The organism is Nocardia sp. NPDC058518 (assembly GCF_042719655.1).
Classification (GTDB): domain Bacteria; phylum Actinomycetota; class Actinomycetes; order Mycobacteriales; family Mycobacteriaceae; genus Nocardia.
The window spans coordinates 47,031-71,894 of record NZ_JBHXNJ010000005.1; the positions used below are offsets into that span (position 1 = coordinate 47,031).

Below are 24,864 nucleotides of genomic sequence, written 5' to 3' on the forward strand. Positions count from 1 at the left end.
GCGGATGTGGGCTTGCTCACTACCCCGGGAAAAGTCGAGTTCAGGACCTCGAGGGGTCGGCTATGGCATGTTCGCGATCTCTACCTTGTATCCCCGATACATCTCGGGTTTGGCGGTGAGGACCGGCATGTCCAGATTCTGCGCGGTGAACACCACGGGCGCGATCAACGGCCAGTCGAGGTGGTCGTCGGCGATCGGCACCGTGGTGCCGATACGGATCGCGGTGGGCGCGTCGAGTTCGGCCCAGCGCACGGCGACGCGATTGTCGAGCAGGCGCCCGAGTTCGTCGATGTTGTCCACAGCGCGCATCGCGGCCATCAGACTCACGGTGGGCACCACCAGGATTCGGCGCTGCTGGGTGAACTGGCGCATGATCACCTGCCCGAACAGTGGCGACAGTGCCAGCGAGGTGAGCGCGGTGTGATCGGCGACGCTCACTGGCGACTGTCCAGCGCGCCCATCAGCTTGCTCAGTTTGGCTTCGGCCTCGGCGATGTCCTCCGCGGAATGCTGGGTGATCCTGGCGTCGAGCTTGCCCAGGATCTGTTCGCGCAGATCATCGTTGAAGTACGCGGGGGGCAACGCCCCGTGCCGCAACACCTCAGCAGGTACCACCGCGACCAATTCTTTCCCCTCCCGCGTCACGATCACCGGCCGTCCGCTCGCGGACACCCCGTCGAAAACACTACCGAGCTGACCACGTAATTCGGTCAGCGGCACACTGTCGTAATCGGCCATAGTCAACTGTACATCGCTGTGTACAGTCTTGCTCCCGATGAGACAAGACGGCCCGCCGCGACGATTGGCCGGCGGGCCGTCGACGTTCACCCGATCACTCAGGCGACTTTGCGGGCCGGTTCGCTGCGATAGCGGGTCACCGGGCCGTCGATGCCGAGCAGTCGCCAGGTGAGCTTGGCGACCGGGTTCATCAGGCCGCTGTTGGTGGCCAGCGCACGCACGTCACCGAAGATGTTGCGCATCGTGGTCTGCGATTCCTCGCTGCTCCAGTACGCCTCACGCATGACCTCCGCCGGAATGCCGAACTTCTCGACGAATTCCTTCGGCGGCGTCATGATCATGTCGAGCATCACCCGCATGGCGATCGGGAAGGCCACGGAGAGAACCGATTTCGTGATCGGGTTCATGCCGGGCACGTTCCGCCGCAGGTATTCGTGCGCGAAGGAGATGTGCCGGGCTTCCTCGGCCACATGGATCTGCATGACCCGCTGCACCATCGGATGCAGGTCGACGCCGGCGCGCAGCAGCGACTTCTGCAGGTGGTCGATCGGCTCCTCGCCGCCGAGGATCATCGTGAAGAACAGCTCGGGGAAGTACTTCACCGCGGGCCAGATGGCCATCGTCAGCTTGCGATCGATGGTGCCCATGCCGACCACATCGCGATAGCCGATGCGGTTGATCATCTCCTGGAACATCATCGTGTGGTTGCACTCTTCGGCAGCCTCGTGGGTGATGTAGCGGAATTCCGGGTCACCGTTGGGGACCGACACCAGGTACTGCATCAGCCCGCGGATGAGCAGCTGCTCGAAATCCAGGCCCACCTTGGCGATACCGGCCTGGCGCCACATGCCGATGGCGATCTGCTTCTCGATCGGCTGGGCTTTGTACCAGGGGTGACGGCCGAGCGGGTCCTCGTCGGGCATGATCCAGCGCGGGTCGTCGCTGTGCACGGCGAATTCCGGTGAGTCCCAGTCGATGTCGACGTAGGGGTCGAAGTGCCGGTTGACCGAACCTTCGGACAGGTTGCGCAGGATCTCGTGGTACTCGGGATCGGTGGCGGTGTTCTTGATTGTCGACAGCATCGGTGGTGTCTCCTTTGGTGTGGCGCAAGCTCCACGTTATATGAGACTCGGAGTCCCACACAACCCCGCGGTGGTCGGAAACGCCGTTGCGGCGCGATCTACCAGCACCGACGTAGGATGAAACGTCCGAGGACACGCCGAACGGTTGACCAGTCAGCCAGCGCACCTGGCTGTGAACGGGCGGGACCCATGTCGGTCGCGCACCGAGAGAGCGAGGAATCCGATGGCTCGTTCAACTCCAGCCAAGGCCGTCTGGCCGACCCTGCGCGTCGATTCCTGGTCCGATACCCGCGACACCCTGCACATGTGGTCGCAGATCATCGGCAAGCTGAAATTGGCGGGGACGCCGCTGGTCAACCACTGGTGGAATGTCACGTTCGCGGTCAGCGCGCGCGGGATGGCGACCGGTGCGATTCCCGTCGACGGCCGCCTGCTCGACATCGAATTCGACTTCGTCGACCACGAACTCGTCCTGCGCAGCAGCGACGGCCGCCACGCCACGATCGCTCTGCGCCCGCGCACGGTCGCCGACTTCTACGCCGAGCTCGGCCACGTCCTCGGCCGGCTCGACATCGTGGTCGACATCGAGGCGTCACCGAACGAGGTCGATCCGGCCATCCCGTTCGCCGAGGACACCACCCACCACTCGTATAACGCGGACGCCGTCCACCTGTTCTGGCAACAGCTCGTCCAGATCGAGCGGGTCTTCCAGCTCTGGCGTGCCGGTTTCGCCGGGAAATCCAGTCCGGTGCAGTTCTTCTGGGGTTCCTTCGACCTGGCTTGCACGCGCTTCTCCGGCCGCCCCGCGCCCCTGCACCCCGGCGGCGCCCCGAACTGCGCCGACTGGGTGATGGAAGAGGCCTACTCCCGCGAATGCGCCAGCGCCGGCTTCTGGCCCGGCGGTACCGAAGGCACCTTCTACGCCTATTCCTATCCCGCACCCGACGGCTACTCCGGCCGCCCCGCAGGCCCCGACGGCGCCCAGTGGGACACCACCCTCGGCGAATTCGTCCTCCCCTACGAATCGGTCCGAAATTCCCCCGACCCCGACGCCACCCTCCTGCACTTCCTCGACACCACCTACGCCTCCGCCGCCGAGCTGGCGCAGTGGGATCGGCCTCTCCTCGAAGTCGACCCCCGCCGACTCAACCGCCAACTCCACGCCGACGATACGACCGCGCTCTGACACCGTCGGCCGGCTCGACAGCTAGCGCGAAATCACAACTCCCGCAACAGTTCCGTCAGCAGCGTGGGGTCCACCCGATAGGGCGTGTTGAAGCCGAGCCGCTCCACGATTCCGTCGTAGCGCTCGTGCAGCTGCTCCGCCGCGCGGGCGGGGTCGGTGGCCGTTATCGCGACGGCGTCGAGGAAATCGTCGTCGATGAGGTCGGCCATCCGATCCCATTCCCCGTTCTTGGACATACCTTTGAGCCGGGGTCCGAGTTCGGCCCGATCGTGCAGCTCGAGAATCGGCCAGTAGGCCGGTGTCGATCCGTAGAAAGCCAGCTGCTTTCGGATGGCCTGCCTGGCCGCAGTGAGTTCGCTCGCGGATCTGCCCGTCGCGATCATCGCCGAGTGGTGGATCACGATGTCGCCTACGGGTTTCCGCGCGCGCACCGCACCCTGTGCCAGAGCGGGCACGGTCACCTCGCGCAGAAATCTCGGAGTGCAGAACGGGTGCGACATGAATCCGTCGGCGACCTCCCCCGCGACCGCGGTCATCCCCGGCCCAACGCCCGCGAGATAGATCGGCGGTGGGCCGAACCCGGCCACCTCGGCGGCGTCGGGGCGGAACAGCGGCGGCATCAGGGTGTGCTGATAGAACTCGCCCTGATAATCGAGCCGCCCGCCGTCCTCCCAGCTCGTCCAGATGGCGCGCACCGCCAGCACCAGATCACGCATCCGATCGGCCGGTCTGCTCCACGGCATCGAGTAGCGCCGGGTGATGTGCGCGCGGATCTGGCTACCGAGGCCGAGCACGAAACGTCCGCGGGAGTACGCCTGGAGATCCCACGCGATGGTGGCCAGCAACAGTGGATTGCGGGCGAACGCCACCGCGATCGAGGTACCCAGCTCGACCCGTTCCGTGTGCTCGGCGGCAAGCAATAGCGGCAGGAACGGGTCGTGGGCCCCTTCGAACGTCCAGATACCCGCGTACCCGGCGGCCTCCGCGGCGGCGGCATCCTTGCCCATCGTGGCGAGCCCGCCGGTCAGCGTTGTGTCGATCTTCAAAACGCGCATCCCATCACCGTCGTGTGCCGCAACAATCCGACCGTCAACGTATCGCCGCGCAGGCGCCGATCCGGGCTGATCCGGCAAACGCCGATGACACCGACTCGACCGGTCTGCGGATCAGACCGGGACACCGCCGTAGGTCCTGCGGTGCTTGGCCTCGAGGAAGGACAACCCACCGAATGCGATGAGGCCGAGCGCGATCAGCATGAGTAGCCAAGGGCCGAAGGGGTTTCCCGCGAAATCGTGCAGTACCGCGTCGACACCCTTGGCGGCCGCCGCGTCATAGTTCACCGCCGCTACCACGGCGGCGAAACCGATGCCGATCACGATCGCGCCCCGAGCGAGATAGCCGACCCGGCCCAGCCAGATCGCGGCCTGCCGCATACCGTGCGTCATCCAGCCCATCCGAAGGTCCTCGGCGAAGTCGAGGCGCAGACCGCGCACTGTCTGCCAGACGCCGAAGGCCAGGATGGCGACACCGATCAGCAGCACGACCACCTGCCCGCCGTCCCAGCTCAGGATTCGGCCGGTCAGATCGCGGGCGACCGCATCACTCGGCGTCGGCGTGCGGCCGTGCATCACGAACCGCAGGGTGGCCCAAAAGGCCAGGGCGTAGACGATTCCGGAGATCACGGCGTAGGGGCGGTGCCCGCCCGAATAGGTCCGCCGGGCACCGGCCACCTGCACCACGCGCCACACGACCAGCGCGGCGAAGCCGAACACGAGGATCCACAGCAGCAGATAGCCCAACGGCTTCGCGGCGATCGCGGCCAGTGCCCCGCCGCCGTCCGGCTCGTGCTCGGCCGTTCCGATCGCCAGCAGGAAAGCGAGAATGCCGATCACGATGTAGGCGATGCCACGCGCCAAGAAACCGAAACGGGCGGCTGCCTCCACTCCGCCGGAACCGGTGGACCTGCGCGGCGCCCGTTCATAGGACCGGCGGCCCCAGCCCCGGTTTCGGACCGACCGCCACCCGCGCCGGCCGGACCGGACCCGATCACGTCGTCGATATCTGTTCGCGCTGCGAAATACGCCCATGGTGTTCCCTATCTCTTCCTCTGCGGGAATGCCCGCATCGTGAAGTTCAAACACCATGAAGGAAACTTCGACGCGCGAGATCTGCTGCCGGGCAAGCGAATGCGTCGAAACAAGAAAATCCGGTGCGAGTCAGCAGTCGACTCACACCGGATTTCTGTTGTCTACCAGGTCACTTCAGTTCGGAGCTGGTCTTTCCGAGCACGCGGCGAGCCACGATCAGCTGCTGGATCTGCTGGGTGCCTTCGAAGATGTCGAGGATCTTCGAGTCGCGGGCCCACTTTTCGAGCAGGGTGCGCTGGGAGTAGCCGATGGTGCCTGCGAGCTCCACTGCCTTGAGGGTGACGTCGGTGCCGGTGCGGCCTGCCTTGGCCTTGGACATCGAGGCCTCGAGGGAGTTCGGCTTCTTGTTGTCGGCCATCCAGGCGGCGCGCAGGGAGAGCAGGTAGGCCGATTCGTAGTCGGCTTCCATGCGCAGGAATTCAGCGGCCGCGGCGGACTGGTTCATCGCGGGGGTGTCGTAGGAGATCTCGACACCCGCCTCGGTGAGGACGGCGCGCAGTTCCTCGAGCGCGGCGCGGGTGACGCCGACGGCCATGGCCGCCACGAGGGGGCGGGTGTTGTCGAAGGTCTGCATGACCCCGGCAAAGCCCTTCTCCACGTTGACTTCCGGCGAACCGAGAATGTTGTCGGCGGGGATACGGCAGTCCTGCAGCAGCAGCACCGCGGTATCGGAGGCCTTGATGCCGAGCTTGTGCTCGAGCCGCGCCACCGACAGACCCGGAGCGTCACGCGGGACGACGAAGGACTTGATCGCGGCGCGACCGAGGCTCTTGTCGACCGAGGCCCACACCACGATGTGGGTGGCGCGCTCACCGCAGGTGACGAAGATCTTCTCGCCGTTGAGCACCCACTCGTCGCCGTCGAGAGTGGCGGTGGTGGTGACGGCGGCGGAGTCGGAACCGAAGGACGGCTCGGTGATCGCCATCGCGGCCCACACCTTGCCGAAACGCGACAGCTGCTCGTCGGTCGCGACCGCGGCGATCGCGGCATTGCCCAGTCCCTGGTAGGGGATGGTGAGCATCAGGCCGACATCGCCCCACGAGGTCTCGAGGGCGTTGAGCAGCGCGGACATGTTGCCGCCGTTGGCATTGGCGGTCAGGTCGGTGGCGGCCTCGTCGTTACGGCCGCCCGCGGCGCCACCGATCTTCTGGGTGCCGGAGTCGGCGAGCCCTTCGATCATGGCGGCCATCGTGTCGAGCTCGACCGGGTACTCGTGCTCGGCGAGGTCGTACTTGCGGGAAATGGGACGGAAGATCTGCGAGGCGACCTGGTGGGCCTGGTTGGCGCTCGCCTTCAGCTTCTTGGGGAGTTCGAGATTGATCATGAGGGGGCTCCTGGAAGGTGAGAAACGGGCCTAGACCAGCACGATGCCTTCGGCGACACCGACGGAACGAAGGTCGCGGTACCACCGCTCGACCGGGTGTTCCTTGGTGAAGCCGTGGCCGCCGAGCAGCTGCACGCCGTCCAGACCGATCTGCATGCCCTTGTCGGTGGCCAGCTTGCGCGCCAGCGCCGCCTCACGGGCGAACGACAGACCCTGTTCGGCGCGGGAGGCGCCCCGCAGAGTCACCAGCCGCAGTCCGTCGAGCTCGATCGCCATGTTGGCGACCATGAAGGCCACCGCCTGACGGTGCGAGATGGGCTCGCCGAACGCTTCGCGCTCGTTCACGTAGGGGATCACGTAGTCGAGCACGGCCTGGCCGGTGCCGATGGCCAGCGAGGCCCAACCGAGCCGGGCGAGCTGCACCGCGTCGCCGTATTCGGCGGCACGGGTCTTGGCGTCACCGTCGCCGAGGATGGCGTCGGCGCCGACGGCCACGTTGTCCAGAATCAGCCGGCCGAGGCCCGCCGCGCGCAGACCCATGCTCGGATCGGCTTCCACGGACAGCCCGGCGGTGTCGGACTCGACGATGAACAGCGCGGGGCGCCCGTCGAGCTCGGCGGCCACGATGAACAGCTCGGCGTCGGCGGCGGCCGGGACCAGGCTCTTCACACCGGTGAGCTTGAAGCCGCTGGGGGAGCGAACGGCCTTGGTCTGCAGCGCGAACGGGTCGAACAGGGCGCGCGGCTCGTTGATCACCACGGACGCCTGCGGCACGGCATCGCCGGTGAAGGCGGGCAGGTAGGTCTGCTGCTGAGCGTCGGTGCCCCACTGCGAGAGTGCGACGGTGACACCGCTGGGTGCCAGAATCGGCAGTGCCAGGCCCATGTCGCCGTGCGCGAGAGCCTCGGCGACCAGGGAGTTGGTGACGGCGCCGCGCTCGGAAGCCGCGCCTTCGAGCTCCTCGGGCACATTGATCAGGGTGATGCCGAGTTCGGCGGCGCGCTCGAGCAGATCGCGCGGGGCCTTGGCGGCGTTGTCGGCGTCGTAGGCCGCGGGGCGCAGGATCTCGCCCGCGAAATCACGCACGGTCTCGACGATCATCTGCTGCTCGTCGGACGGGGTGAGATCGAAGTAGTCCTTGGTCTTGGACTCGTTGTCGACCAGACGCTTGGGCTCACCGCCGCCCGCGACCTTGGCGAACGTACGAGTGGCCGCGCCCAGGGTGCGGAACCCGGTCTTGGTGCCCTCGTAGGTGACTCGCTCGATCGGCTTGCGCAGGTTGTACTTGCCCGCGAGCTCCGACCCGGTAATGGTCGTCAAAGCGCGCATCGCGGCGCCCATCCAGTCCCGTTTGGGCTGGCTGAGGCCGACCGCGGACGTGTCGTTCGGACGTCGCTTCGTCGCGCTGTCTCGAGTGCTCATCATCACCTGATTTCCTCGGCTGTCGGGGTGCCTTCGACCCCACCATCTTACTCTTCGGTAAGTCTATCTTACTCCAGAGTAAGATGTGCGCTGACCCATTGTGGGATCGGCGACTTCTGTCACGCTGGTCGAGTGCCCGTCATAGCGTCGATTTTCGCGCTCGTTCTGCTGGCGACCTCGGGGCGTTACGGCTACCACCGCGACGAGCTGTACTTTCTGGCAGCTGGTCGGCGACTGGACTGGTCTTACCCCGATCAGCCGCCGTTGTCGCCGTTTCTGGCCAGATTCATGGCTGCGGTCGATCCCGATTCGTTATGTGTCATGAGATTGCCCGCGACCGCCGCGGCCACGTTCGTCGTGGTGTGTGCGGGGTTGATGGCGGGGGAGTTGGGCGGTGGGCGTGGCGCGCGAGCGCTGGCCGCCGGTGCGGTCGCGAGTTCCGCGCTGGTCATGGGCGTGGGGCACCTACTGGGGACCACGGTGTTCGATCTGGCGGCCTGGTCGCTGATCTGTCTGCTGGTGTTGAAGCTCGGGCGGGATCCGCGATGGTGGCTGCTGATCGGGCTGGTTGTGGGAATCGGGCTGCAGAACAAGGTGTTGCTGATCGTGCCGGTTCTTGTGCTGGCAGGGGCGCTCTCGGCGGTAGGAGAGCGAAAGCTGTTCGCCACCGGGTACTTCGGGTTCGCCGTCGGGATCGCGCTGGTGCTGCAGCTGCCGTATCTGTGGTGGCAGGCGGACAACGGGTTCCCGCAGTGGGAGCTGAGCAGGGCGATCGCCGGTGGTTCGTCGGGGACCTCGGATTCACCGATCACGTTCGTGCTCTTGCAGTTCGGGCTGTTCGGGCCCTTGCTGGTGCCGCTGTGGGGGTACGGGTTGTGGCGGTTGTGGAACTCGCGATGGCGGGCGTTTCCGCTGACCTACGCGGTGCTGTTCGTGGTGTTTCTGGTGACCGGCGGAAAGGCCTACTACCTCGGCGGGATGTATCCGGTGCTGCTCGCGGCCGGCGCTGTCGGTCTGTGCCGGTGGCTGGCCGATGACCGAAAGCGATGGGCGGCAGTCACTTCGGTGATCGTGGTGAACGCGGTGATGTCGGCGCTGCTGTTCCTGCCGGTGCTGCCGATCGCGTGGCTGCGGGACTCGCCTGTCCTCGCCGTCAACTACGACGCGGGCGAGACCATCGCCTGGCCCCGCTACGTCGAACAGATCGCCGCCGCACGCCCACCCGGCGCCCCCGTCCTCACCGCCAACTACGGCGAGGCGGGCGCGATCGAGCGCTTCGGCCCCGAATATGCCCTGCCCACACCGTATTCCGGCCACAATGCCTACTGGTGGTGGGGACCTCCGCCGGACTCCGCGACGGAGGTCCTCACCGTCGGCATCGACCGCGAACGACTCACCGAGATCTGCTCGATCGTCGAGCCCGCGGGCATCCTCGACAACGGCCTCGGCATCGACAACGACGAGCAGGGTGAGCCGATGTTCGTCTGCCGCAACCCGATCCGGCCTTGGTCTCAACTGTGGCCGCAGTTGCGCACGCTCGGATGACCTGGCTCGTTCCCACATCCGCCGCGGCAGGGAATCTAGAGCCCGTTGCGGTCGAGGAAGTCGGTCAGCAGCTTGTGCCACTCGTCGGGGCGCTCGACCATGACAACGTGGCCCGCTTCGATTTCCGCGTACTCCGCGCCGGGAATCGCGGCGGCCAGTGCCCGCGAGTTGGCCGGGTCGACGAGGAGGTCGGCGGTGGTGGCCACGACGAGCGTGGGCACCGCGATGGCGGCGAGGTCGGCTGTCGTGTCCACCGACTCGACGAGCGCCGCCTGTCGGCGGGTGCCGCCGGGAATCGACGCGGCGGTCTGCGCGACGATGTCGTCGATGGTGGCCACGGGCAGATCGTTGACGAAGCCGGTGGAGAAGCCGGTGAGCACCACGAGACGGGCGAAGGACTCGTACTCGCCCCGATCGAGGAGGTCCTGCCAGGACCGCGCGATCAGCCGGGCGCGATTGTCGGGCGCGGCCAGGCCGGCCGTGAGCAGGAGGCCGGTGACGCGTTCGGGGTGGCGGACGGCAGCGCGCACGGCCACCGCGGTGCCGAGTGAGAAGGCGACGATGGTGAAGGTCTCGACACCCGCGTCGACGGCGGCCGCCACCAGGGCATCGGCGAGGCCGTCGAGGTCCAGCGGGGTGTCGTCGCCCGGGTAGTCCGAGGCGACCACGGTGTGCGCCTCGGCGAGCGCGGGGATCGCGGTGCCGAAATTGCTCTCGATCCCGCCGCCCGCGCCGTGCGCGAGGACGATACCGGGGCCGGAGCCATAAACGGTGGTGTGCAGGGGAATCGTGGTCATGGGGGCGACGTTAGGGATTGACATGGGTGTGAAGGTCAAGCCGAAGGTGCCGGTGGTCACATGCTGATCGGCGAATTGGCGCAACGCACCGGGGTCGCCACCCGGCTGCTGCGCTACTACGAGGAGCAGGGTCTGCTGCATCCGTACCGCGAGGGCAATGGCTATCGCAGCTACCCCGCGTCGGCGGTGGCCACGGTCGCCCGGATCAGGGAACTGCTGGCCGCGGGACTGAACACCGATGACATCGCCCTGCTCATGCCGTGCGCCGAGGACCCGGGACCGGTCCAGGCCTGCGAGATGTCGGTGCGAGTCATGGCCGAGAGAACCGCTGAGCTGGAACGACGCATCGCCGACCTCGACAGCCAGCGGTCCCGGCTCGCGGCGCAACTCGGCGCGAGCCTCGCGCACGACCCCTATTCGCGCACGTAGTAGCGCAGCGTGAGGTAGGCGGTGACGGCGGCGAAGACGATGCCGACGGGGGCGATCGTCAGGGCCACCACCGCGATGTCGTCACCGGTGATGCGCGGGAAGACATTGCTGTCGAACAGTGGGCCCAGCGCCCGGTCGATCACCAGCGGCCGGGCGATGACCAGTCCGAGGACCGCGAGTACCGAACCGACGAAGGCCGCCGCGACGGCTTCGAGCAGGAACGGTAGCTGGGTGTACCAGCGGGTCGCGCCGACCAGACGCATGATGCCGACCTCCGTGCGCCGCGTGAACGCGGCGATCTGCACCATGTTCAGCACCAGCAGCATCGCGGCCAGAGCCATCACCAGCGCCAAACCGAACGCGGCATTGCGTAAGCCGTCGAACAGGCTGGTCAACCGGTCGACGAACTCCTTGTCATTGGCCACGATCCGCACACCCGGCCGGGTCGCGAAGCTGTCGTAGATGTGCTGATACTGATCGGCATCGGTCATCTTCACCCGCAACGAGGCAGGCAGCGGTGAGTCGGCGATGTACTGCACCATCTCCGGCTGATCCGCGAACAGCTTCTTCGCCTCCTCCAGCGCGTCGGCGCGGTTGAGGAACTGCACGCTCTCCACGCCCGAGGTCTGCTTGAGGTCGGCGAGCAGCGACTTGCACGGGTCGGCGGCGCAGTCGGGATCGGTGTCGGAGACCGCGTCGTCGAGGTAGAAACGCACCTCGAGGCGGCCGATGAAGAAGTTCTCGGTCTTGTCGGCCATCCGCACCGACAGCATGCCGCCGCCGAGCATCATCAGCGACACCGCCGTGGTCAGGATCATCGCGATGGTCATCGTGAGATTGCGGCGCAGGCCGTCGACGACCTCGGTGAACAGGAAACTCAGTCGCATTATCGACCCACCCCGTAGACGCCGGTCGCTTCGTCGCGCACGAGTCTGCCGTGGTCTAGTTCGACCACCCGCCTTCGCATGGCGTCGACGATGTGGTTGTCGTGGGTGGCCATCAGCACCGTGGTCCCCACCCGATTGATCCGTTCCAGCAGGGCCATGATGTCGGCGCTGGTATCGGGGTCGAGGTTGCCGGTCGGCTCGTCGGCGAGCAGGACCAGCGGCCGGTTGACGAACGCGCGGGCGATCGCGACCCGCTGCTGCTCACCACCGGACAACTCCGAGGGCAATCGCTGCCCCTTACCGCCGAGCCCGACCATGTCGAGCACTTCGGGCACCGTCCGTTCGATGAACTGACGGCGCTTGCCGATCACCTCCAGCGCGAACGCGACGTTCTGTTCCACGGTCTTCTGCTGCAACAGCCGGAAATCCTGGAACACGCAGCCGATCCGCTGGCGCAACTTGGGTACCTTGCGCCCCGGCAACTTGTCGACCCGGAAGTCTGCGACCCGGATCTCGCCCGATGTCGGCGCCTCTTCCTTGAGCAGCAGTCGCATGAAAGTCGACTTGCCCGAACCGGACGGGCCGATGATGAAGACGAACTCGCCCTTTTCCACATCGACGGAAACGTTGTCCAGCGCCGGTCGCGTCGAGGTCGGGTACGACTTGCTCACGTTGCGCATGGTGATCACGGGGAGCCAGTGTAACCAGCGATGGGGGCGTCCCAGCCGGACGCGACGCGCCGATCAGCGTTCGGGTTCGGAATTCACCCAGGTCGGGACCGCATTGAGGAACGTCGTTGGACCGTCCGCCGCCGTATCGGTGGGTTTGACGAACAGGTACACGACAAATGTCGACAGCCACGCCGCCATCAGGATCGCTGTGGACTTACGTGGTTTCACTGATTCCCTCCTTACGCAGGGCCGCGGCGACGCGTACGCGCAGTTCGCGGCCCACTTCGAATTGTTTGCCTGGCAATGTGCGGGCAACCATCCGGATGTTCATCACGTCGAGCGAGAGATCTTCGACACCCATCACCGACGGCTCGTCGAGGAGCAGCGGTTTGAGGCGGCGATCCTCGTAGGCCTTGGTGCAGACCGCGTGCAGGATCTCGTTGATCTTGGTGATGTCGGCCTGCGCGGAGACCGGTACGTCGATCGCGGCGCGCGCCCAGTCCTTGGACAGATTGGTGACCTTCACGATCTGCCCGTTGGGGACGATGATCACCTCGCCGTCGGAGTTACGCAGCGTGGTGATGCGCAGGGTCACGTCCTCGACCGTGCCCTCGGCCGGATCGGCCGAGCCGGTGACCGAGATCTGCACCACGTCACCGAAGCCGTACTGGCGCTCGGTGATCAGGAAGAACCCGGCCAGAATGTCCTGGACGATGCGCTGCGCGCCGAAACCGAGCGCGGCACCGAGCACCGCCGCGGGCGCGACCAGGCCCGTCACCGCGAAGCCGAGCCTGCGCAGCACCTCCATGCCGACCAGCACGTACACGATGGTCAGCACCACCCAGGTGACGACCTGGGCCAGCGCGTGGCGGTGCTTGGCCGCTTCGGTGCGGACCAGGGCGTCGCTCGTCTGGAAACCCGAGTCGATCTTGGTGGTCACCCGGTCGCGCAGGAACGCGGCGAACCGGCCGAACAGCATCGCGCCGACGATCAGCAGAACGATTTCGAGCCCGCTGGAACGCAACCAGCTGGTGATCTCGGATCCGTTGTTGGCCGCGAGGACGTCGGTCATCGCGTCTCCTTCATGGGCCTGTACAGGCACAGTTTCGGTTCGGTCGAACGCACACCAGAAAGGTTACAGGTCGGTCACGGCGTGCGGTCAAACGTGCTGAAGCACACAGTTTGTGAGCGAACAGCTGGCTACGCGTCGTCCTGATCGCGCATCCGCCAACGGATTCCGGATTCGATGAAGCCATCGATGTCACCGTCGAGCACCGCGGTCGGATTGTTGACTTCGTGGTTGGTGCGCAGGTCCTTGACCATCTGGTACGGGTGCAGCACGTACGAGCGCATCTGGTTGCCCCACGAGGCGCCCTCGTTGGTCTTGAGCGCGTCCATCGTGGCGCGCTCCTCCTGGCGCTTGCGCTCGAGCAGCTTGGCCTGCAGCACGCGCATGGCCGAGATCTTGTTCTGCAGCTGCGACTTCTCGTTCTGGCAGGTGACGACGATGCCGGTGGGGATGTGGGTCAGGCGCACCGCGGAGTCGGTGGTGTTGACCGACTGGCCGCCGGGGCCCGACGAGCGGTACACGTCGACCCGGATCTCGCCCTCGGGGATCTCGATGTGGTCGGTGGTCTCCACCACGGGCAGGACCTCGACCTCGGCGAAGGAGGTCTGGCGGCGGCCCTGGTTGTCGAACGGGCTGATCCGGACCAGGCGGTGCGTGCCCATCTCCACCGACAGCGTGCCGTAGGCGTAGGGCGCCTTCACCGCGAAGGTGGCGCTCTTGAGACCCGCTTCTTCGGCGTAGGAGGTGTCGTAGACCTCGACGGGGAACTTGTGCCGCTCGGCCCAGCGGATGTACATGCGCATCAGCATCATGGCCCAGTCGGCGGCGTCGACGCCGCCGGCGCCGGAACGGATGTTGACCAGCGCGTCACGCTTGTCGTACTCGCCGGAGAGCAGGGTGCGCACCTCCATCGCCTCGACGTCGACGCGCAGTGCGGCGCGCTCGGCGTCGGCGTCGGCGGTGGCTTCGGCGGCGGCCGCGTCTTCTTCGGCCTCGGCCAGTTCGTAGAGCACCGGCAGGTCCTCCAGCCGCTGGCGCAGATCCTCGACGCGGCGCAATTCGCTCTGCGCGTGCGAGAGCTCACTGGTCACCTGCTGGGCGTGCTCCTGGTTGTTCCACAGCTCGGGATCGGCGGCCTGGTGCTCGAGTTCATCGATGCGGCGGCGTAGCTCCTCGACATCGAGGACCGACTCGACCGTCTTCAGGGTGGTGTCGAGTTCGGCGAGGTCGGCGATAACGTCAGGATGCACGATGTCCTAGGCTACCGGTCCCGTCCGACTCAGTGCCTATTCGGTCAGCTTGCGATGGACCGGAGGCCCCCGGGGCGGCGTCCGACCAGCTGGTCGAGGGCGGTGGCGCTGGCCTCGTCGGCGGGGAGCAGGACGTAGAGCGATTGATCGTCGTCGATGGACAGATCCAGTGATTCGTAGGCCAGCCGCAGCGTGCCCGCCTCGGGGTGGCTCAGGCGATTGATCCCGCCCGACGGTGGCAGTCCGGGCAGGGTCGCGAGGCGATCGGTGAAGGGGCTGCCCGCGGTGACGGTGAGTTCGTCGACCAGGGCGGCCACCATCGGGTCGGCGCGATACGGGCCCTGTTTGAGCGAGGCGACCAGCTTGTCGGCGGCGGCATCCCAGTCCGGGTACAGCTCGCGGGCACCGGGGTGGGTGAAGACGAATCGGGCGACGTTGGCGGGTTCGCCCTGCTCGAACAGGCCGCTGGGCGCCATCAGCTTCCGGTAGCCCTCGGTGCAGGCCAGTATCTCGGTGAAGCGGTTGGTGATCGCGGCGGGCGCGGGTTCGAGTTGGGCGAGGATCGCCAGAATCGTCGGACGCACCGTGCGGTTGGGACCGTTCTCGGCGGCGCCACAACTGAAACCGGACACGCCCTTGCTGAGCTGGTGCAGGTGGACGCGTTCGCGCGGGCTCAGCCGCAGCGTCTCGGCGAGCGCGGACAACACCTGGGCGGAGGGATGGCTGTCGCGGCCTTGCTCGAGCCGGATCAGATATTCGACGCTGACGCCCGCGAGCATCGCCACCTCGGCGCGGCGCAGACCCGGCGTGCGCCTGCGTTGTCCGGCGGGCAGCCCGACTTCGGCGGGGGAGACCGCTTCGCGGCGGGTCCGCAGGAACAGCCCGAGTTCGTTGTCGCTCACCTCATCGACGGTACCCAGCTCGGCGCGCCGGAGAGTGGCCGTGCCACTACCACTCTCAGCGTGGTCTCCCTGCGATGCTCGCGGTCCGCGAGATTTGGTCGTACCGGCTGATCGGGCCGGTCCGACGACAGAGGAGAACATCGTGTCCACACTGAAGCTCGCGATCATCATCGGCAGTGTCCGCGAGGGCCGGTTCGGCCCCGTGGTCGCGAACTGGTTCGGGCAGCAGGTCGACGACCGTTTCGAGGTCGACATCATCGACCTCGCCGATACCGCCATGCCCGCCCTGCCCGCCGTGCCGCCCGCGCTGGACCCCGACCCGGTCCGCCCCGCCGACATGCGCGATCTCACCGAACGCTTGGCCGCCGCCGATGCCTACGTCATCGTCACCCCCGACTACAACCGCAGCTACCCCGCCGCCCTCAAAGCGGCGATCGACTGGCACTTCACCCAGTGGGACGCCAAGGCGATCGGCTTCGTCGGCTACAGCGGCGGCTCCGGCGGACTCCTGGCGATCGAACACCTGCGCCAGGTCTTCAACGAACTCAACGCCCACACCGTGCGCAACTACGTTTCGTTCCCGCGCTACTACATGCTCTTCGACGAGAACGGACAGCTGCGCGACCCGCAGGAGCCCGAAGAGGCCGCCGCGGCACTGCTCGACCAGTTGCACTGGTGGACACGTGCTCTGGTCGCGGCGAAAACAGCCGAGGTCGTGGCCTGACCAGGCTCTTCGGCACGTTCCTGCTCACCCGGCCGGAGCCGCTGAGTTCGGCCAGGGAACGGCAACGGCGTTCGCGGCGCCGCGAACTCGAGAACGTCGGCTCGGCGAATACACTCCCACCGTGGCTGCCTACTCCGCTGACCTGGACCTTGCCCTGCGACTGGCCGACGAGGCCGACGCCATCTCACAGGAGCGCTTCGGCGCCGTCGACCTCAAAGTGGACTCGAAGCCGGACCTCACCCCGGTCTCGGATGCCGATCTCGCGGTGGAACAGCTGATCCGCCGCGTGCTCGCCGAGGAGCGCCCCGGCGACGCCGTGCTGGGGGAGGAGTTCGGTGGTGACGCCGAGTTCAGCGGCAGGCAGTGGGTGGTCGACCCGATCGACGGCACCAAGAACTTCGTCCGCGGGGTGCCGGTGTGGGCCAGCCTGATCTCCCTGCTGGTAGACGGTGTTCCGGTGGTCGGCGTGGTGAGCGCGCCCGCGCTGGGCAGGCGCTGGTGGGCCGCCGCCGGTTCGGGCGCGTGGGTGCGGGTCCACCCCGGGGCGCCCAAGCCGATCTCGGTGTCGGCGGTTGCCGGCCTCGACGCCGCGAGCCTGGCCTTCTCCAGTCTGTCCGGCTGGCACGAGCGTGGCCTGCGCGAGACGTTCATCGACCTCACCGATGCGGTCTGGCGGGTTCGCGGCTACGGCGATTTCTTCAACTATTGCCTGGTCGCGGAGGGTGCGGTGGACATCGCCGCCGAGCCGGAGGTCTCGCTGTGGGATCTGGCCGCCCTCGACATCCTGGTCCGCGAGGCGGGCGGCGCGTTCACCTCCCTGGACGGACGCTCCGGCCCGCACGGCGGCGACGCCGTGGCTTCCAACGGACTGCTCCAAGACGAGGTCCTGGCCCGTTTGCGCGCGTGAATCGAGTTATCCACATGTGAGCAACTTCGGCATCCGCCGCCGTCGGCTCCGGTCGACGGGCTGCGCGCCCCGCGCTCGCTCGTAGGATGGCCCGGTGAGCAATTCCGGCGCCACAGCCCCCGATGTCGACGACTTCCCGCCCGAAGACTTCCCGCCCGACGACGCGTACCCGTCCGACGGCGGTTACGTCTCCGAGCACGACTTCGCCGACACCGGCGGCTTCCATTTCGACGATCTCGCCCCGGCCACCCCGGGCCGGGTCGCGGCTCCCGACCGCGCCGAGACCGCCGACGAAGTACTACGCCGCGTCTTCGGTTACGACAGCTTCCGTGGCGACCAGGCGGCCATCGTCGAACAGGTCGTCGGTGGTGGCGACGCGCTGGTACTGATGCCGACCGGTGGCGGCAAATCCCTCTGCTACCAAGTCCCGTCACTGGTACGCGATGGCGTCGGCGTTGTCGTCTCACCACTGATCGCACTCATGCAGGACCAGGTCGACGCGCTCAGTGCCCTCGGCGTGCGGGCCGGGTTCCTCAACTCCACCCAGTCGCCGGACCAGCGGCGGACCGTGGAGGCGCAGTTCGTGTCAGGCGATCTGGACCTGCTCTATCTGGCGCCGGAACGCCTGCGACTGGAAGCCACACTGCGGCTACTCGACCGCGGCAAGATCGCCCTGTTCGCCATCGACGAGGCGCACTGTGTGTCGCAGTGGGGCCACGACTTCCGGCCCGACTACCTCGCGCTGTCGCTGGTGCACGAGCGCTGGCCCGATGTCCCGCGCATCGCGCTCACCGCGACCGCCACCGAGAAGACCGCCGCCGAGATCGTCGAACGTCTCGATCTCGGCGCCGCGAAACAGTTCATCTCCAGCTTCGACCGGCCCAATATCCAGTACCGGATCGAATCGAAGAACCGCGCCGACCGTCAGCTGCTCGACTTCATCCGCGCCGAGCACCCCGGCGACGCGGGCATCGTCTACTGCCTCTCCCGCAATTCGGTGGAGAAGACCGCGGCCATGCTCAACGAGAACGGCATCCGCGCGGTGCCCTATCACGCGGGCCTGGATTTCCGGACCCGCGCCGAGAACCAGTCCAGATTCCTGCGCGAGGACGGCCTGATCGTGGTCGCCACCATCGCCTTCGGCATGGGTATCGACAAGCCCGACGTGCGTTTCGTCGCCCACCTCGACCTGCCCAAATCGGTCGAGGGCTACTACCAGGAGACCGGCCGCGCGGGCCGCGACGGTCTGCCGTCGACGGCCTGGATGGTCTACGGCCTCAATGATGTTGTGCAGCAACGCAAGATGATCGATTCCAGCGAGGGCGACGCCGCGCATCGCAGGCAGCTGCAACTACACCTCGACGCCATGCTCGCCCTGTGCGAGACCGTCGGCTGCCGTCGCGCGCGGCTGCTCAACTATTTCGGCCAGACCGGTGGCACCTGCGGCAACTGCGATGTGTGCCTGAACCCGCCCGAAACCTGGGACGGCACGGTACCCGCCCAGAAGCTGCTGTCCACGGTGCTGCGGCTCAAACGGGAACGCGGACAATCCTTCGGCGCGGGCCATCTCGTCGACATCCTGCTCGGCAAGATCAACCAGAAGATCACCCAGCATCGGCACAACGAGCTTTCGGTGTTCGGCATCGGTACCGACCTGCGCGATACCGAATGGCGCGGTGTGGTCCGGCAGTTGCTCGCGGGTGGCCTGCTCGCGGTGCAGGGCGAATACGGTGTCATCGCGCTGACCGACGAGAGCAACGAGGTGCTGTTCGAGGGCAGGAAGGTGCCGATGCGGCGCGAGCCCGAACGCGCCGCACGCCCCGCGCGCACTTCGAAATCGGCCAAGGCGACCGTCGACCTGCCCGCCGCCGACGTCGGACTGTTCGAGCGGCTGCGGGCCTGGCGTGCCGCTACCGCCAAGGAACAGGGCGTGCCCGCCTACGTCGTCTTCCACGACGCCACCCTGCGCGAGATCGCCGCGCGTAAGCCCGCCGACCTCGCCGCACTCGGCACCGTCGCCGGGGTCGGCGAGAACAAGCTGGCCCGCTACGGCGAGGGGGTGCTGACCACACTGGGCGAGGAGTAACGCGCACTTCCGCCGCCGTCTCTGCGCCCCATATGGGCGTACACGCGCGGCGGAAAGGAACCCGCACCGAATCCGGCGACCCCGAGTTACTGTCGAGTCATGGCGAATGGTGAAGGCTCCGACAGCGATACGTCGGGCAGCAGCCCGAGTGCGGGCGGCGATTCCCCGACACCCCCGATGCCGCACCGCCACATCGACCCGGTCGTCGCGCCCACCCTGCTCGGCGTGCACCACGGCGCGATCCACCGCGGCAGGCCACGGTGGTCCACCATCGCGCTGATCGCCATCTTCGCCACCGCCCTGGTCCTCTACCTCGTACTGAGCCCGGGCTGATCGTCGCGCGCCACGCCCGTCGGCTGATCGTCAACGCTGCTGCCCGAGCACCGTCGGCGGCTCTGGCCTGACAACAGATGTCCGCGCGTCGCCCGCGCACCGGTTTTCGACCTGGACTCCACCAGCCTCCTCGGCCGAACCTCCGATTCCGGAAGTTTTGCGATGCCGCGCACCAGTCTCGGGCGACATACGCATGTGAGTTGTCGTAACCGCAGGTCGAAGAGATACCGGCGGCTGCCGCCCCGGCGCACCGTTGCCGAGCGGGACCGATCACGCCAGATCGGCCCGAGCTCGAGGAGGCGACGGCAATGGTGCGATGGACTTGGCGCAAGCGTGTGGTGTGCGCGGCGATAGCGGTAACCGGATTGGCCTGCGTGCCGGTACCCGCCGGCGCCGACTCCTCGGCCCCACCCGGTCTCGACTTCGCGCGGGCGCTCGGCACTCCCGCGCTGCCCGGCATCTACGGCCCCGACACCGCGGTGGTGGTTCTCGGCTACGGCCTGACACCGGAGGGCACGATGCGCGAGGAACTGGTCCGGCGACTGCGCGCGGGATTGGCCCAGGCCGTCTTCGCGCCGTGGTCGCCGATCATCGTCACCGGTGGCAACCCGCAAGCCGGTATGTCCGAAGCCGACGCCATGGCCGACTGGCTGGTGGCCGCGGGCATCGACCAGCGCCGGATCCTGCGCGAATCCGAGGCCGACTCGACGGTGGCCAACGCAGGCAATACCGCGGCGATGATGGCCGAACGGGGCTTGCGCTCGGTCGTCCTCGTCACCTCGGAAGACCACATCGCCCGGGCCAGAGGCGCCTTCGCCGCCGCGGGCGTGCTCGTCGTCGGCGACCACACTCCCGACCGCGCCCAGTGGGACTCGGTGCCGCTGCACGTCGGCGTCTTCGGCCCAGCGCCCCATCAGTGGTCGCTGTGACCGATCATCGCCGCCTGTCGGCAGTGTGATGAGTAGTCGCGGAATTCTCGGCAATCACGCGGAGAACCCACCCCCGGGCTCGTAACGTCGACCCATGACGCTCCACCTGTCCGACAGCGACATCCTCGCCGAGCTCGAGCCGACGGCCGAAGCGAACCTCAACGACCACCTGGCCAAGGCAAAATCCTGGCACCCCCACGACTACGTGCCGTGGGACGAGGGCCGCAACTTCGCGGCCATGGGCGGCGACGACTGGGACCCCGAACAGTCGCGGCTGAGCGAGGTCGCCAAGGCGGCGATGATCACCAACCTGCTCACCGAGGACAACCTGCCCTCCTACCATCGCGAACTCGCCGACACCTTCGGCTTCGACAATGCCTGGGGCACCTGGGTCGGCCGGTGGACCGCCGAGGAGAACCGGCACGGCATCGTCCTGCGTGACTACCTCGTCGTCACCCGCGCCGTCGACCCGGTCGCCCTCGAAGAGGCCAGGATGGCGCACATGACCGCGGGCATCGCCAAGCCCGAGAAGGGTTCGCAGTTCCTCAAGGGCGTCGCCTACGTCACCCTGCAGGAACTCGCCACCAGAATCAGCCACCGCAACACCGGCGCCCTGTGCAACGACCCGGTCGCCGACCGCATGCTCGCCCGCATCGCCGCCGACGAGAACCTGCACATGATCTTCTACCGCAAGCTCTGCGCCGCGGCCCTCGAGCTGACCCCGGACGCGGCCATGCAGGCCATCACCGACGTGATCCTGCGCTTCCAGATGCCGGGCCTCAATCAGCCCAACTTCCGCCGCAACGCCGTCATGCTCGCCAAGCACGGCGTCTACGACCTGCGCCAGCACCTCGACGTCGTGCTGCGCCCCACCCTGCGTACCTGGCGAATCTTCGAGCGCACCGATTTCGGTCCCGAGGGTGAGATCGCCCGCGACGAGCTGCACACCTACCTGCTCGACCTCGAGGTCAAGTCCGCCCGTTTCGAGGAGCAGCGCGACCGCGCCCTGGCCAGGGCCGCCGCCAGGGTCTGAGTCAGCCATGGAATAAAGCGCTGGCGCCGTCACTTACAGTTGACCGTTATGAAGGAAAAGGGCCGGAAGGTCATCGCGACCAACCGCCGGGCGCGGCACAACTACACGATCCTCGACGTCTATGAGGCGGGGATCGCGCTGGTCGGTACCGAAGTGAAGAGCCTGCGCGAAGGCAAGGCCTCCCTGGTCGACGCCTTCGCGACTGTCGACCATGGTGAGGTCTGGTTGCGTGGCCTGCACATCCCGGAATTCAGCCACGGCACCTGGACCAACCATTCGCCGCGCCGCACCCGCAAGCTGCTGCTGCACAAGCGTGAGATCGAGCATCTGGTCGGCAAGTCGCGCGAGGGCAACCAGACGCTGGTGCCGCTGTCGATGTACTTCTCCGACGGCAAGGTGAAGGTGGAGCTCGCGCTCGCCAAGGGCAAGCAGGACTACGACAAACGTCAGGATCTGGCTCGCAAGCAGGCAGAGCGCGAGGTCACCCGCGAGATCGGTCGGCGGGTCAAAGGCATGCGTTGATCTCCGTCGTGCTCGCCCTCGTCGCGGCGGCGGGCTACGGAGTCAGCGATTTCTTCGGTGGGATCGCGGCACGCAGGGTCACCGCCTTGCGGGTGGTCGTGGTGTCGTACCCGTTCTCGGTGCTGTTGGTCTTGCTGATCGCGCCGCTGGTCGGCGGGCATGCCGATACCGCGTCGATCCTGTGGGGCCTGGCAGCGGGCGTGGCCAGCGGTTTGGCGGTGTGGTGGTTCTATGCCGCGCTCGCCGACGGACCCATGTCGGTGGTGTCGCCGCTGACCGCGGTGCTGGTGGCGGGCATCCCGGTCATCGCCGGGTTCTTTCTCGGTGAGCGGCCCGGCGCGGTCGCGATCGCGGGCATCGCCGTCGCTCTGGTCGCGGTGGTGCTCGTCAGCCGGGAGGCACCCGACGAAACCACCGAGGAGATCACCGGCGGCAGGCCACTGCGCTTCACCCGCCGGGTCGCGCTGCTCACCATCGGGTCCGGTGCCGCCTTCGGTTTCGCGTTCTACTTCCTGCACGAAACCCACGCGAGCGCTGGCCTGTGGCCACTGCTCGCCCAGCGCGTCGCGGCAACAGTGGTCGTGTGGACCTCGGCGCTGGCCGCAGGTGAATTCCGCGGCCTGCACGGCGAACCGCTGCGCCTGGCATTGGCGGTCGGCGTGCTCGACGTGATCGCCAACGCCGCGCTGCTCTACGCCTTCCACGGCGCGATGCTGTCGGTGGTGAGCGTGATCGGCTCGCTGTATCCGGCGGCGACCGTGTTGCTGGCGATGGTCCTGCTCGGCGAACGCATCAGCGCCACCCAGAAGCTCGGCATGGTGCTCGCGCTCACCGCTGTCGCCATGATCGCCGCGAGCTGATCCCTACAGCCGGGTGCAGGGCTCGTGCAGGTTCAGCCGACCCAGCGTCTTGCCCTGGTAGCCGACGCTCACCGCCCTGGCTCCCATCGGCGCCGCCTTGTCCGGTTCGAACACCGCCGACCATTCCGTTTCCAGATCAGGTCCCGCCGCACCGGCCGGATGGATCACTACCATGCCTTCACCGTCGGGTTTCATCGCCCCGATGCTGCGCCGCAGGCCGGCGCGGGTGAGCTCGCCGTTCGCCGCCGCCGTCGTGAGCAGGGCTTTGAGGGGATAGGTGATCGCCCAGCCCAGCGAATACCCGAAGTTGGCCGGTTCGCCGGTGATCGCGTCGCGGGCGTGCTTGGCGCCCACGCTGTCGCCGGACCAGCTGTCGACCGGGGTCGTGTAGTTGTAGAGCGCGGTCAGCGCGGGCGCGGCCGCCGACTGCAGCAGCGCCGCGTTCCAGGTGGGCAGTGAGCCGAGGAACCGACCGGTGAAGCCCGACTTCACGAGCTTGCCCACGATCTCCGCGGTCTCGGCGGGTCCGGTGGCCAGCATCACCAGATCCGGTGCCGCCGCCAGGATCTCCGCCACCGGTCCGTCCTGATTGCCGACCTCGGCATTGGGTCCGGTGTCGATGCGATCGGCGATGGTCGCGTCGTTGGCCAGCGCCCACTTCAGCGCACCGCTGGCATAGTCGCCGCCGTAGTTGCCGCGATAGGCGACGACAGCGATATTGCGTGGCGCGTAGTGGGTTTCGGCGAACCAGTCGAGGCCGGTCACCGCTTCGGTGCAGTAGGAGTAGCCGGCGCTGAGCACCAGATTGCGGTCGGCGCTGCGATAGTTCCAGCCCGACCACTGGGTGGCCGCCGTGCTCACCATGTCGTCGACGTCCATCTGATTCAGCATCGCGACGGTCTGCGCGGTCCCGAAACTCATCGACAACGCGAGCACGTGCGGCTCGATCTCCTGATATTTGCTGCGATGGGTACGCGGATCGTAGGAGGTGTTGCGGGTGTAGGTGCTGATGTCGATGTCATAGCCGCCGATGCCGCCCGCCGCGTTCACCTGCTTCCAGAACGCCACCTGACCGTCGTTCATCGACGCACCGAGCGGGGTGAACGGCCCGTTCTCCAGATCCGAGAGCACCCCGAGGTAGATGCAGCCGCGATCTTTGTTCGCCGAACCCGGACACGGCGTGCTGGTGACGCCCGGCCCGGCGGTGGGCTCGCCCGACGAGCAGGCAGCGGCCAGTACGAGGCTCGCAACAGCCGGGATCGCCGCGAGTCGGCGCAGTCCACGCTGACCGGTGAATGCCATGAGATAACTCCTTGCTCCAGTCGCCCAGGACATTTCACAGTTCCGGGGCGGCCGAACGAGAACAGTACCCGTCACCACCGGCGCTCCTACCCCGATTCGCCGACCTGGTCCGGAGTGGTTCGCCATGAGGTCACTCGGCGCCACCGCGAGCCGGCGGAAATAATGGGAAGATCTGGCACCGCGCCGGTGTTAATATGACTAGCCCGCACGGTGCGGGCACGTACGGGGCTGAACGGTTTCGACTGCGTACGTTGATTCAGGGGAAGCGTGTCGGTGCAGGCAAGAGACCACCGTAAGCGTCGCTGCAACCAATTAAGCGCCGATTCCAATCAGCGCGAGTACGCCCTCGCTGCCTAAGTAGCCAGGACGTCTCTGTCAGTCCGGGTTCGTCCCTCGACCCGGGTACTGGCATCAGCTAGAGGGAATTACCGTTCGGCTCGGTCGCGGAGTCGAAGGGGACATCTAACAGCGACTGGGATCGTCATCCAGGCTTGTTCGCGAGACCAGGAGATCCAAGCAGAGACACAGCGAACTGCACACGGAGAAGCCCTGAAGACGCGGCGGAGGACCCGGGTTCGATTCCCGGCAGCTCCACCGAGAAGGGGCGGGCGCGCCGGGGGCGGGGCGCTGGCGGGGGGGGTGGGGGTGGCGGAGAGGGGCGGGGGGGGGGCCGGGGCCGGGGGGCGGCCGGGGAGGCGGTGTACGCGCCCCATGACGGGG

General features: G+C 67.3%; 26 protein-coding genes and 1 other RNA gene. 12 read left to right on the forward strand and 15 right to left on the reverse strand.

What is annotated here, in order from left to right; all coding sequences use genetic code 11:
- Positions 1-60: 60 nt before the first annotated feature.
- The 3 genes from ACFWPX_RS11055 to ACFWPX_RS11065 all read right to left on the reverse strand — a co-directional run bounded on the left by ACFWPX_RS11055 (position 61) and on the right by ACFWPX_RS11065 (position 1,819).
- Positions 61-438 (reverse strand): hypothetical protein, encoded by a 378-nt coding sequence (locus tag ACFWPX_RS11055; protein ID WP_378920871.1) that lies wholly within the window; start codon positions 436-438, stop codon positions 61-63.
- A complete protein-coding gene (locus tag ACFWPX_RS11060) occupies positions 435-737 on the reverse strand; it encodes a type II toxin-antitoxin system prevent-host-death family antitoxin (RefSeq protein ID WP_266292300.1) in 303 nt (100 codons plus the stop codon). Before ACFWPX_RS11060 ends, ACFWPX_RS11055 begins: the two co-directional genes overlap by 4 nt.
- Before the next feature lie 98 nt (positions 738-835).
- Entirely contained in the window at positions 836-1,819 is a 984-nt protein-coding gene (locus ACFWPX_RS11065; protein ID WP_378920869.1) for a diiron oxygenase, read from the reverse strand.
- 223 nt (positions 1,820-2,042) lie between these two features.
- On the opposite strand from ACFWPX_RS11065, the gene ACFWPX_RS11070 reads away from it, so the two are divergent.
- Positions 2,043-3,005, forward strand: a complete 963-nt coding sequence (locus ACFWPX_RS11070) for a DUF5996 family protein (protein WP_378927259.1) — start codon at positions 2,043-2,045, stop codon at positions 3,003-3,005.
- Positions 3,006-3,037: 32 nt separating this feature from the next.
- Here ACFWPX_RS11070 and ACFWPX_RS11075 read toward each other — a convergent pair whose 3' ends face one another.
- The 4 genes from ACFWPX_RS11075 to ACFWPX_RS11090 all read right to left on the reverse strand — a co-directional run bounded on the left by ACFWPX_RS11075 (position 3,038) and on the right by ACFWPX_RS11090 (position 7,904).
- On the reverse strand, positions 3,038-4,060 hold the full coding sequence (locus tag ACFWPX_RS11075; RefSeq protein ID WP_378927261.1) for a TIGR03617 family F420-dependent LLM class oxidoreductase: 1,023 nt from the start codon (positions 4,058-4,060) through the stop codon (positions 3,038-3,040).
- 111 nt (positions 4,061-4,171) lie between these two features.
- Complete coding sequence (locus ACFWPX_RS11080; RefSeq protein ID WP_378927262.1) at positions 4,172-4,948, reverse strand: DUF1206 domain-containing protein; 777 nt, start codon at positions 4,946-4,948, stop codon at positions 4,172-4,174.
- Positions 4,949-5,261: 313 nt separating this feature from the next.
- On the reverse strand, positions 5,262-6,476 hold the full coding sequence (locus tag ACFWPX_RS11085) for an acyl-CoA dehydrogenase family protein (protein WP_378927263.1): 1,215 nt from the start codon (positions 6,474-6,476) through the stop codon (positions 5,262-5,264).
- 30 nt (positions 6,477-6,506) lie between these two features.
- Positions 6,507-7,904 (reverse strand): acyl-CoA dehydrogenase family protein, encoded by a 1,398-nt coding sequence (locus ACFWPX_RS11090; RefSeq protein ID WP_378920863.1) that lies wholly within the window; start codon positions 7,902-7,904, stop codon positions 6,507-6,509.
- Between the two features lie 126 nt (positions 7,905-8,030).
- Between ACFWPX_RS11090 and ACFWPX_RS11095 the strand changes: the two genes are divergently transcribed.
- Complete coding sequence (locus ACFWPX_RS11095) at positions 8,031-9,443, forward strand: glycosyltransferase family 39 protein (protein ID WP_378927264.1); 1,413 nt, start codon at positions 8,031-8,033, stop codon at positions 9,441-9,443.
- 35 nt (positions 9,444-9,478) lie between these two features.
- Here the strand turns inward: ACFWPX_RS11095 and ACFWPX_RS11100 are convergent, their stop codons facing one another.
- On the reverse strand, positions 9,479-10,240 hold the full coding sequence (locus tag ACFWPX_RS11100; RefSeq protein WP_378927265.1) for an alpha/beta fold hydrolase: 762 nt from the start codon (positions 10,238-10,240) through the stop codon (positions 9,479-9,481).
- Positions 10,241-10,300: 60 nt separating this feature from the next.
- Between ACFWPX_RS11100 and ACFWPX_RS11105 the strand changes: the two genes are divergently transcribed.
- Positions 10,301-10,669, forward strand: a complete 369-nt coding sequence (locus tag ACFWPX_RS11105; RefSeq protein ID WP_378920859.1) for a MerR family transcriptional regulator — start codon at positions 10,301-10,303, stop codon at positions 10,667-10,669.
- Here ACFWPX_RS11105 and ftsX read toward each other — a convergent pair.
- The 6 genes from ftsX to ACFWPX_RS11135 form a co-directional block, all read right to left on the reverse strand.
- Positions 10,654-11,556 (reverse strand): permease-like cell division protein FtsX, encoded by a 903-nt coding sequence (gene ftsX, locus ACFWPX_RS11110; protein WP_378920857.1) that lies wholly within the window; start codon positions 11,554-11,556, stop codon positions 10,654-10,656. The two genes, ACFWPX_RS11105 and ftsX, sit on opposite strands and share 16 nt — an antisense overlap.
- Entirely contained in the window at positions 11,556-12,245 is a 690-nt protein-coding gene (ftsE, locus tag ACFWPX_RS11115; protein WP_378920855.1) for a cell division ATP-binding protein FtsE, read from the reverse strand. The genes ftsX and ftsE overlap by 1 nt, the downstream gene beginning before the upstream one ends.
- Positions 12,246-12,299: 54 nt before the next feature.
- Complete coding sequence (locus ACFWPX_RS11120) at positions 12,300-12,455, reverse strand: hypothetical protein (protein WP_378920828.1); 156 nt, start codon at positions 12,453-12,455, stop codon at positions 12,300-12,302.
- On the reverse strand, positions 12,442-13,299 hold the full coding sequence (locus ACFWPX_RS11125) for a mechanosensitive ion channel family protein (RefSeq protein ID WP_378920827.1): 858 nt from the start codon (positions 13,297-13,299) through the stop codon (positions 12,442-12,444). Before ACFWPX_RS11125 ends, ACFWPX_RS11120 begins: the two co-directional genes overlap by 14 nt.
- A gap of 128 nt (positions 13,300-13,427) precedes the next feature.
- Positions 13,428-14,546: a peptide chain release factor 2 gene (gene prfB / locus ACFWPX_RS11130; protein WP_056812604.1), complete on the reverse strand. Its 1,119-nt coding sequence runs from the start codon at positions 14,544-14,546 to the stop codon at positions 13,428-13,430.
- A 44-nt stretch (positions 14,547-14,590) separates the two neighbouring features.
- On the reverse strand, positions 14,591-15,448 hold the full coding sequence (locus ACFWPX_RS11135) for a helix-turn-helix transcriptional regulator (RefSeq protein ID WP_378927266.1): 858 nt from the start codon (positions 15,446-15,448) through the stop codon (positions 14,591-14,593).
- 142 nt (positions 15,449-15,590) lie between these two features.
- Between ACFWPX_RS11135 and ACFWPX_RS11140 the strand changes: the two genes are divergently transcribed.
- The 8 genes from ACFWPX_RS11140 (at position 15,591) to ACFWPX_RS11175 (ending at position 22,842) form a co-directional block, all read left to right on the forward strand.
- Entirely contained in the window at positions 15,591-16,172 is a 582-nt protein-coding gene (locus ACFWPX_RS11140) for an NADPH-dependent FMN reductase (RefSeq protein ID WP_378927267.1), read from the forward strand.
- Positions 16,173-16,293: 121 nt separating this feature from the next.
- Positions 16,294-17,079, forward strand: a complete 786-nt coding sequence (hisN, locus tag ACFWPX_RS11145; protein WP_378927268.1) for a histidinol-phosphatase — start codon at positions 16,294-16,296, stop codon at positions 17,077-17,079.
- A gap of 94 nt (positions 17,080-17,173) precedes the next feature.
- The gene (gene recQ / locus ACFWPX_RS11150; RefSeq protein ID WP_378927269.1) at positions 17,174-19,165 is read left to right on the forward strand and encodes a DNA helicase RecQ; all 1,992 of its coding nucleotides are present in this window, start codon (positions 17,174-17,176) and stop codon (positions 19,163-19,165) included.
- A 99-nt stretch (positions 19,166-19,264) separates the two neighbouring features.
- Positions 19,265-19,498 carry a hypothetical protein gene (locus ACFWPX_RS11155; protein WP_378920817.1) on the forward strand — a complete coding sequence of 78 codons (234 nt, stop codon included), beginning with the start codon at positions 19,265-19,267 and terminating at the stop codon, positions 19,496-19,498.
- A 308-nt stretch (positions 19,499-19,806) separates the two neighbouring features.
- Complete coding sequence (locus ACFWPX_RS11160) at positions 19,807-20,427, forward strand: YdcF family protein (protein ID WP_378920816.1); 621 nt, start codon at positions 19,807-19,809, stop codon at positions 20,425-20,427.
- A 94-nt stretch (positions 20,428-20,521) separates the two neighbouring features.
- Positions 20,522-21,460: an acyl-ACP desaturase gene (locus ACFWPX_RS11165; protein ID WP_378920814.1), complete on the forward strand. Its 939-nt coding sequence runs from the start codon at positions 20,522-20,524 to the stop codon at positions 21,458-21,460.
- 48 nt (positions 21,461-21,508) lie between these two features.
- The gene (gene smpB / locus ACFWPX_RS11170; protein WP_378920812.1) at positions 21,509-21,982 is read left to right on the forward strand and encodes an SsrA-binding protein SmpB; all 474 of its coding nucleotides are present in this window, start codon (positions 21,509-21,511) and stop codon (positions 21,980-21,982) included.
- Entirely contained in the window at positions 21,979-22,842 is an 864-nt protein-coding gene (locus tag ACFWPX_RS11175; protein WP_378927270.1) for an EamA family transporter, read from the forward strand. The genes smpB and ACFWPX_RS11175 overlap by 4 nt, the downstream gene beginning before the upstream one ends.
- 3 nt (positions 22,843-22,845) lie before the next feature.
- On the opposite strand, the gene ACFWPX_RS11180 is transcribed toward ACFWPX_RS11175, so the two are convergent.
- Positions 22,846-24,144, reverse strand: a complete 1,299-nt coding sequence (locus ACFWPX_RS11180) for an ABC transporter substrate-binding protein (RefSeq protein ID WP_378920808.1) — start codon at positions 24,142-24,144, stop codon at positions 22,846-22,848.
- Between the two features lie 224 nt (positions 24,145-24,368).
- Between ACFWPX_RS11180 and ssrA the strand changes: the two genes are divergently transcribed.
- Positions 24,369-24,741, forward strand: a transfer-messenger RNA (tmRNA) gene (gene ssrA, locus ACFWPX_RS11185).
- Positions 24,742-24,864: the final 123 nt, after the last annotated feature.